The organism is Gaiella sp. (assembly GCF_039915195.1).
Classification (GTDB): domain Bacteria; phylum Actinomycetota; class Thermoleophilia; order Gaiellales; family Gaiellaceae; genus Gaiella.
This window is the reverse complement of the sequence record NZ_JBDSNT010000032.1, coordinates 53,137-60,989: the sequence shown is the minus strand read 5'-3', so window position 1 is coordinate 60,989 and position 7,853 is coordinate 53,137. Positions and strand designations below refer to the sequence as shown.

The window sequence follows — 7,853 nt, the reverse complement described above, 5'->3', positions numbered from 1 at the left end:
CCCGCGCTCGAGGAGGAAGGCGGTCCGGTCTTCGAGTCGGGGGCACTGATCCTCCACATCGCCGACCAGAACCTCGATGCCGGGCTGATCGCGCCTCTTGGCTCCCACGAGCGGGCGCTCCAGTATCAGTGGTGCTTCTTCGGCATGACCGACAGCGAGGGGGCGCTGATGGACATCGCGCGCCAGCTCTGGGGCTCCGGTGAAGCCGATCGCGGCATCATCGAACGTGCCGCGGCACGCTTCGTCGCGACGGCCGAGGTCGTCGAGTCTGCACTTGGCGACGACGACTACCTCGTCGGCAACTCGTTCTCGGTGGCGGACATCGTGGTCGGCTCCGTGCTCGGGTTCGCCCGCACCGGCGAGATCACAGAGCTTCCTGCGGGAGTCGTGCCGTACGTCGATCGACTCGAGGCACGTCCGGCGCGCCAGCGAGCGGTCGCTGTCGCTGTCCCGGAATAGCAGGATGAACCTCCGGCCCGCTGCCATCAGGGCGATGGGGCGCAGCCACCGGGCGGTTTACCGGCTGACTCGCGGACGGCTGCTCGGGCGCGTGGCGGGCATGCCGGTGCTCCTTCTGACCACCACCGGGCGGCATTCCGGCCGTCCCCGGACGACGCCGCTCACGTACTTCGAGTCCGGCCCCGATCTCGTGATTGTTGCGTCGAACGGCGGCGAAGATCGTCCACCCGCCTGGTGGCTGAACCTGCAGCACGATCCTCACGCCAGGGTCACGATCGGTGCGCAGCCCGAGGAGGTGACCGCGCGGTCAGCGACCGGCGACGAGTACGCAAGGCTCTGGGAGACGATCGTCTCGGTGCACGCCGGCTACGCCGCGTACGCCCGTCGAACGACCCGGCCGATCCCGGTGCTGGTCCTTGCCCGGACCAACGAAAATGCACCAAGTCGGTAGCGCCTTCGTCCAGCTACCCGACCAACCGTCGCTTGCGCTTCAGTCGCTCGGGAGGCCTTCAACCTCAGGTGCCCCGTGCTTGGTGCAAGAGGAAACCTACGGTGCCGACGCGACCGAGGCAAGGGGAGCTCACCTAAGAAGGCCGCAAATTGCGGAGAGATCTTCTGCAGAGGATTCGATCAGGGGGACGTGTCGACGTCGATCACGATCCGCGGCGGATCCGTGAGCGCCGTGACCCGGTACGGGCGCTCCGCATCGATGCCGGCGGCCCACGTCAGAACCGCTTCGAAGCCGCCGGTACGGACGAGCTCGACGACGGTGGCCGTATCGGGAGAGAACCGGTTCGGCCCCGTGTAGGTACGCGGCGCGGACTCCTGCGTGAGGTCGGCGTCGAGCGCAGGTTCCATCCGAACGCGAAGGACGGCGGCGCCTTCGACCTCGACCTCGTTACCCGAACCGTCGGCGATGATCGGCCGCTCGACGTACCCGACCTCGTAACCGGGAACGCCGTTCGCGAACTCGAAGACAACACGGTCGTACCCCTCCTGCCGCACGGAGCGGACGTCGGTCAGCAGGGCTGTCTCCGTGATCGTCGCCGGAACGACGACCGTGTCGGTCGACGCTCCCTCGAGTGGGTTTGCGGTCGTCTCGGTCGCCGTCGAGGTGGACGTGGACGTCGTGGGCTGATCATCGGCGCTTCCGGTGCAGCCTCCGAGGAGGAACGCTGCAGCGACGAGAAGGAGCAGGCGAACGACCATCCCCGACACAGTAGCCTCGAACCTATGCCGCAGCTCACGATCGACCACGATGGAGCGGACAACGACTCGACCGCGGCGACGCGACGCCGGTCGATCGCGCTCCGGCTCGACGGCAAGGCGTGGCTCCGGGTAGAACCGGAGGCGTTCGCCGAGCTCGGCGTCTCGACCGGCGACGAGATCGATGTGCCACGCCGTGCCGAAGTGGAGGCAACCCTCGCTCGTGTGCGAGCTCGGCTGTTCGTCGTTCGGTCGCTCGCCATGAAGGCGCAATCGACGGCCGAGATCGTGAAGAAGCTCGCCGCTCGAGACGTCCCAGCAGAAATCGCGCTCGAGGCGATCGACCGCGTCAGGGGGTACGGATACCTCGACGACGAGGCCCTTGCCGACCAGCTCGCTCGCGGGATGCGGGGCCGCGGCTACGGGCGACGCCGGGCCGAGCAGAAGCTGCGCGAGCGCGGACTCAGAGGCGACTGCGCCGACGCCGCTCTCGACGCAGCCTACGGCGAGCAGGACGAGGCGGCTCTTGCACGTGAGGCGCTCGGCCGACGCTCCGTTGCCGAAGACGCGGATCGCCGCAGAGCCCTCGCGTTCCTCGCGAGGCGGGGCTTCTCGTCCGGCGCTGCGTGGGCGGCGATCCGTCGCGCCGTTGACGAGGGATAGATTCCGGGGCGTGGCCGTTCCCCCGATCTATCGCGTTGCCGAGGGCCTCGTTGCCGGCGGCTACCCGGGCACGCCGGAGGCGATAGCGACGCTGGAGGGAGAGGGCGTCTCGGTATTCGTCGATCTCACCCACCCATCGGATCCGCTACCCGACTACGGCCAGTGGCTAGCCGGAACGAGCAGAATCGCGCATCCGATCCCCGACATGGGGACGCCTACCGCCGGCCACATGATGAGGATCCTCGACGACATCGATGAGACGAGGGCCAACGGAGGCACCGCGTACGTGCATTGCTGGGGCGGCGTCGGCCGAACCGGATCGGTGATCGGCTGCTGGCTGATGCGCCACGGCCTCGATGACGGCGACCCTGTTGCCCGGATTGCGGAATTGCGCGCCGGGCTCCCCGGCGACCGTCCTTCTCCCGAGACGCTCGGGCAGACGAGGCTCGTTCGAGGCTGGAGGCGAGGCTGGTGAAGCGCCTCTGGATCCTTCGTCACACGAAGTCGAGCTGGGACCACCCCGGGCTCGCCGATCACGACCGGCCGCTCGCCCCTCGCGGTAAGAAGGCGGGAAGGCGAATCGCTCGCTGGGCAGAGAGGAATCATGTACGCCCGGATCTCGTGATCTGCTCGACGGCAGTCCGCGCACTGGCGACGCTCGAGCTCGTCCGCCCCGGGCTCGGGAACCCCGCGGAGCGGGTGGACCGCCGGCTCTATCACGCGGCCGTCGACGACGTTCTCGAGCTCGTCGCAGGCGAGGACGATGCCCTGGCAGGGATCCTCCTGATCGGGCACAACCCCACACTGCACGAGCTCGCAATGGTTCTCGCTCCTCCCGGCCCGGATGAGTTTCCGACGGGCGCGTTCGTTGCACTTCAGCTCGAGATCGACGCCTGGCGGGAGTTGCGGCCGGCGTGCGGGCTGATCGACGCATTCGTCGTGCCCCGCTCACTATCGGGTTGAGGGCAGACGCCACTCGTTCACGAAGAAAGTGCCTGGGCGAGCCGAACCGTTGCCCCGAGCAACACGTTTGCTCCGTTGACGCAGTCCTCCCAGCTCGTGTACTCGCTCGGATCGTGACTGACGCCGCCGACCGATGGCACGAAGACCATCCCGATCGGCGTGATCGGAGCGACCGCCTGCGCGTCATGTCCCGCTCCTGACGGCACCTCCATCGCCGAAAGGCCGAGGGCTGTCGCAGCGTCGAACAACGCGGTTCGGAACCGGGGGTCGGTTGGAGTCGGCTCCCAGCGGCCGACGCGCTCCACGGTTACCCCGAGCCCGAATGCGGCTGCTTCTCGGCGCGCCAGGTCGCCGAGCGCAGCCTCGAGCGTCGACAGCTCTGCTGCATCGGGCGAGCGACATTCCATGAGGAGCCGCGCGCCGCGGGGCACAACGTTGAACGAGCCCGGCTCGATCGCGATGTCGCCGACCGTTGCGACGCAACCCGGGAACAGCCTCGTGGTCGTCTCCCGGACGCCGAGCACGAACGCGGCCGCGCCGAGGGATGCATCGCGACGAGCGTCCATCGGTGTCGTTCCCGCGTGGCGGGCCTCGCCCTCGAACTGGACGTGGAATGAGCTCGAGCCGCTGATCGCGGTGACGATTCCGATCTCGACGCCCGCCCGCTCGAGCACCGGCCCCTGCTCGATGTGCAGCTCGAGCAGTCCAACGAGCGTCGTTGGATCGCGACCTGCGGCGAGAATTCCACGCTCGGTCAATCCCATGCGCTCGAATTCGGCGACGAGGAGGTCGCGACCTCCCCGGGGAGCATCGAGATGCTCGGCGGTGAGCTGGCCCGCGAGCGCCCAGCTCCCGAGCGTGCCGACCAACGTTCCCTCCTCGTCGGTGAAATCGATCGCCTCGAGGGCCACGGGCAGAGCGAGTTTCGCATCCTGTACGGCTCGGACGACCTCGAGCGCGCAGAGCACGCCGAGTGCGCCGTCGTAGCGGCCGGCCTCGCGAACGGAATCGAGGTGAGAACCAAGGAGGAGCGTTTTCGCGCCCGGCACGCGACTCGGCAAGATCGCAGAGTGGTTCGCCGCCGAATCGACGCTCGCCTCGAGCCCGGCCGCACGAGCTCGGTCGAGGAACCATGCGCGCGCGTCGAGGTGAGCCGCCGAGAACGTCGTCCTGCGGATCCCACCCTCGGGAGTCCCGCCAAAGCTTGCAAGAGCGTCGAAGTCGGCGCGAAGGCGATCTGCGTCCACACGAATCTGCATCGCGTCGATGCTACAGCGACACCGGCGCACGCCGGCCGCCGCGCCCCTGCTCGCGTACCGCCACCCGGATGACACAGAGTCGGCACACCCGGTGACGGCTGTGCAACCACACTGTCTTCATGGAAGACAACGCTCGCTCTATGGAAGACAACGCTCGCCGGAAACGAACGTCCGGGCTAGGAGGCCTCACCGAGCCAGAGCGCCATCAGGATCGCGTCGACGGGACATCCGTTGCGCAGGTACTGCCCGCGCCGCACGCCCTCACGCTGAAAGCCGTACGCGTCGTAGAGAGCTATCGCCGGCTCGTTCCACGGAAAGACGTGCAGCTCGAGTTTCTGCACTCCCGCGCTCGCCGCCCACGCGACGGCCTGGTCGAGCAGCGCCCTACCCATGCCGCGCCGACGGTGGTTCTCCGCAACCATGATTCCGAGGTCGGCGACGTGCCGGCTCGCCGGATGCACGTCCCGCGAGAGCGAGAGGCGGGCAATCGGGCCGCCGTCCTCCACGGCAACGAATACCGCGGCGTCCGGGTGGCGTCGCACGGCACGCAGGTAACGGCGCTCGTCGGCGATGTTCCGCCATTCCTCGGTCGTCAGGAGCCACGAGCCCTCCTCCCTACCGATCGTGCTCGCAAGCTCGACGAGCGCTTGCGCATCTCCCGGCTCGGCAGGTCGAATCGTGATCACGGAACGACGATCCCGTGACCGCCCCTGCGTGGATCACCTGCTGCACCGAGTCGGCCGTCGGCAAGGCGTTCGACGGCCGAAACTCCGCCAAAGTACAGGTTCCGGCTCGCCCAGCAGTTCACAGTCTGGCCCGTCTCCTCCAACGCCTCCATCACTTCATGCGGCCAGCCGCCTTCGATCTGGACGACATCATCCTCGACGTGCAGCCGGGCGTGGTCGATCGCCGACGCGACGGACTCGCCTCCCGCGACCACGTGGTGGATCACCTGCATGATCGCCCCCGAAAGCCTGACGGAGCCGGCGCTCCCGACAACGAGACGCGGCTCACCGTCGGCGAGGACGAGTGTCGGAGCCATCATGCTCGGCAGGCGCTCGCCCGCAGCCCGTTCGCCCTGGCCGATCACATCGAGCTCCCCGAGCATGTTGTTCAGCTGGAAGCCCCGCGAGAATCGACCCGAGCCGGAACCGAGCGTCGAGGAGAGCGCGGCCGCGTTACCCTCTTCGTCGATGACGGAGACGTGCGTCGTCCCGGTCAGCCCCGGGCCGGCCGACCCCCCGTATCCGCATCTGAGAGCGTCGACGAGAGCGACGGCAAGTGCTACGTCCTCCCCGGCGCCCAACCCGTCGAGCGCGCGAAGCCCGCCCGCGACGACGCCACCACCGAGCGACGGTGGAGGGCACGTAGCAACGCGCATTCCGCGAAAGCTCGCCTCCGTGGGCCTCCGTTCGATAACGCGGTACTCCTCGATATCGGATGCGAGATCCGGTTGGAACTCCGCCACCGCTGCCGGGCCGACGTCGCGCAACCGCTCGAGCCCGTCGACCATCACTCGTGTCTCGGCGCGAGCGCGCGAGCCGTAGATCGCCCGGCCCTCTTCGGTGCGCTCGAGAATCGGGACGAGGATCTCGAGCAGGAACCGCTGTGGGCCGGTCATCTCGACGCCCGTCTCGGCGAGGGCGATCGCGGGCGTGAAGAGGTCGGCCCACGGAACTCGACCGTGCTTCTCGTGCGCCTCCCACAATCCCGGAACGAGGCCGGGAACCGCGACCGACGGCGAGCCGACGTGGAAGACCTGTGTCGACGCGTCACCGAAGTCGATGAGCACCTCGTCCATCTCGCCCGCTCGTCGAGAGGGAACGGCGAAGAAGCAGTCGAGCACCGTGGGTTCCCGGCCAGAGTCACGCAGAAGGAGAAATCCACCTCCCGACGGGCCTGTGAGAGGCCCCTCGGCGACGAACGCTGCAACAGCGGCGGCGACAACCGCGTCCACGGAGTTGCCGCCGCGTGCGAGCGCCCACGCGCCCGCCTCCGCGGTGTGGCGGTTTCCGGCTGCAACGGCGCCGCGCATCCCGAGAGGGTAGTGCCTGTCGGCGCACCACGTCCCGTTCTTCCGGTTCCGACGGCGATGGACGTGGAGACAGCGGATGTGTGTGGGAGATGTTCGGATTCGGCGAGCACACCCGCCGGATCGGGCGGCCCGGCGTCTGAAGACGTATGAGCACGCTCCTGCCCGAGAATCGTCACCGCGATCGTGGCTCCTCGCTCGGACGAATCCTCTCAAGGCGCGATGCATGTGTGCCGACTTCTGGAGTGCAGCCTTGATACGAGATCACCTCACCCGGCGACGCATCACGACGACAGGGATCTCCCTCGTGCTCCTCGCGATTCTCTGCCTTAGCCCATCGCTCCTCGGTGATCGCGTCAGCGAGGCTGTCGGCGGTCTCAACGCGGCCGACCCGGCGAGCCTCTGGATCGCAGCGCTCGCCTTTACGGGAACGAGCCTGTGCGGCGCGCTCGCCTGGCGCGCGGCCCTCACCGCGAGCGGGTCGCCGCTTCCCGCCGTCGACGCGTCAGCGCGCTACGCGGTCGGCTGCGGACTCAACGCCGTTGCCCCGGCACACGTCGGATCAGCCGTGCGCGTGGCGCTCTTCGGGCGTGTCACGAAAGGCGGCTGCTGGACTGTCGGCGGCGCGGCAGCCGCTGTCGGCGCCACACGCACCGTCTGGCTCGGCGTACTCATCGCAATCGGCAGCATGGGCGGAGTTCTTCCCCGTTGGCCACTTCTCGTCATAGCCGCAATCGTCGGCGGCTCGGCCTTCCTCGCGTACGGCGCGCAGCGGTTCACGCTTCCGAGCAAGCTCGACCAGCTGGTCGCCGCGTTCCGGTCGCTCGCTTCCTCGCCCCGTGACCTCGCGATCGTCGCAGGGTGGACGCTGGCGGGAGCGGTCGCGAAGGTCGCAGCGGCCACAGCCATAGGGTTGGCCTTCGGGATCGACAACCCCTTGAAGGCAGCACTGATCGTCGTGCCCGCCGTCGAGCTCGCGGCCTTTCTCCCCTTGACGCCGGGGAACGTGGGTCTCGCAAGCGCAGCCGTTGCGCTTGCGCTCTCCTCGCACGGCGTCGACTCGCAGACCGCGCTGTCAGCGGGGATCGCGTTCGGTGGTGTCGAGCTCCTCACCGGGATGGCGATCGGCGCAGCCGGCGCCCTGGCTCTCGCAGGACCGTGGGTCAGGCCATACGTTCGCGTTGCGGTCGCGAGCGGCGCGACCCTCCTGGCCGCGATTGCCTTCGGCGCGACCGTCGTGTTGCCCGCGGTCTAGCCGCGCGCCGACGCCC

Annotated in this window: 10 protein-coding genes; 6 read left to right on the top strand and 4 right to left on the bottom strand. The window is 68.6% G+C overall.

Features of this window, described 5'->3' with window-relative positions; all coding sequences use genetic code 11:
* Window positions 1–459: glutathione S-transferase family protein (locus tag ABIR74_RS03255; RefSeq protein WP_348175179.1), on the top strand; the 459-nt coding region annotated here is incomplete at its 5' end.
* 4 nt (window positions 460–463) lie between these two features.
* A complete protein-coding gene (locus ABIR74_RS03250; protein ID WP_348175178.1) occupies window positions 464–910 on the top strand; it encodes a nitroreductase family deazaflavin-dependent oxidoreductase in 447 nt (148 codons plus the stop codon).
* A gap of 179 nt (window positions 911–1,089) precedes the next feature.
* On the opposite strand, the gene ABIR74_RS03245 is transcribed toward ABIR74_RS03250, so the two are convergent.
* Window positions 1,090–1,668, bottom strand: a complete 579-nt coding sequence (locus ABIR74_RS03245; RefSeq protein ID WP_348175177.1) for a hypothetical protein — start codon at window positions 1,666–1,668, stop codon at window positions 1,090–1,092.
* A gap of 24 nt (window positions 1,669–1,692) precedes the next feature.
* On the opposite strand from ABIR74_RS03245, the gene ABIR74_RS03240 reads away from it, so the two are divergent.
* From ABIR74_RS03240 to ABIR74_RS03230, 3 genes are read left to right on the top strand one after another with little or no spacing between them, the layout of a single operon-like run.
* Window positions 1,693–2,328, top strand: coding sequence for a RecX family transcriptional regulator (locus ABIR74_RS03240; RefSeq protein WP_348175176.1), 636 nt, complete (start codon window positions 1,693–1,695; stop codon window positions 2,326–2,328).
* Window positions 2,329–2,338: 10 nt separating this feature from the next.
* Window positions 2,339–2,803: a serine/threonine protein phosphatase gene (locus ABIR74_RS03235; protein ID WP_348175175.1), complete on the top strand. Its 465-nt coding sequence runs from the start codon at window positions 2,339–2,341 to the stop codon at window positions 2,801–2,803.
* Window positions 2,800–3,291: a histidine phosphatase family protein gene (locus ABIR74_RS03230; protein ID WP_348175174.1), complete on the top strand. Its 492-nt coding sequence runs from the start codon at window positions 2,800–2,802 to the stop codon at window positions 3,289–3,291. The genes ABIR74_RS03235 and ABIR74_RS03230 overlap by 4 nt, the downstream gene beginning before the upstream one ends.
* 17 nt (window positions 3,292–3,308) lie before the next feature.
* Here the strand turns inward: ABIR74_RS03230 and ABIR74_RS03225 are convergent, their stop codons facing one another.
* The 3 genes from ABIR74_RS03225 to ABIR74_RS03215 all read right to left on the bottom strand — a co-directional run bounded on the left by ABIR74_RS03225 (window position 3,309) and on the right by ABIR74_RS03215 (window position 6,585).
* Window positions 3,309–4,550, bottom strand: coding sequence for a M20 family metallo-hydrolase (locus ABIR74_RS03225; protein WP_348175173.1), 1,242 nt, complete (start codon window positions 4,548–4,550; stop codon window positions 3,309–3,311).
* A gap of 176 nt (window positions 4,551–4,726) precedes the next feature.
* Window positions 4,727–5,236, bottom strand: coding sequence for a GNAT family protein (locus tag ABIR74_RS03220; protein ID WP_348175172.1), 510 nt, complete (start codon window positions 5,234–5,236; stop codon window positions 4,727–4,729).
* Window positions 5,233–6,585, bottom strand: a complete 1,353-nt coding sequence (locus tag ABIR74_RS03215) for a gamma-glutamyltransferase (protein WP_348175171.1) — start codon at window positions 6,583–6,585, stop codon at window positions 5,233–5,235. Before ABIR74_RS03215 ends, ABIR74_RS03220 begins: the two co-directional genes overlap by 4 nt.
* A gap of 223 nt (window positions 6,586–6,808) precedes the next feature.
* Here ABIR74_RS03215 and ABIR74_RS03210 point away from each other — a divergent pair, with 223 nt between their 5' ends.
* Window positions 6,809–7,837, top strand: a complete 1,029-nt coding sequence (locus tag ABIR74_RS03210) for a lysylphosphatidylglycerol synthase domain-containing protein (protein WP_348175170.1) — start codon at window positions 6,809–6,811, stop codon at window positions 7,835–7,837.
* The last annotated feature ends 16 nt before the right edge of the window (window positions 7,838–7,853 follow it).

Coding starts and splice junctions, on each gene's coding strand:
- ABIR74_RS03240 (WP_348175176.1), top strand. CDS start 1,693: ATGCCGCAGCTCACGATCGACCACGATGGAGCGGACAACGACTCGACC.
- ABIR74_RS03210 (WP_348175170.1), top strand. CDS start 6,809: ATGTGTGCCGACTTCTGGAGTGCAGCCTTGATACGAGATCACCTCACC.
- ABIR74_RS03245 (WP_348175177.1), bottom strand. CDS start 1,668: ATGGTCGTTCGCCTGCTCCTTCTCGTCGCTGCAGCGTTCCTCCTCGGA.
- ABIR74_RS03225 (WP_348175173.1), bottom strand. CDS start 4,550: ATGCAGATTCGTGTGGACGCAGATCGCCTTCGCGCCGACTTCGACGCT.
- ABIR74_RS03250 (WP_348175178.1), top strand. CDS start 464: ATGAACCTCCGGCCCGCTGCCATCAGGGCGATGGGGCGCAGCCACCGG.
- ABIR74_RS03215 (WP_348175171.1), bottom strand. CDS start 6,585: ATGCGCGGCGCCGTTGCAGCCGGAAACCGCCACACCGCGGAGGCGGGC.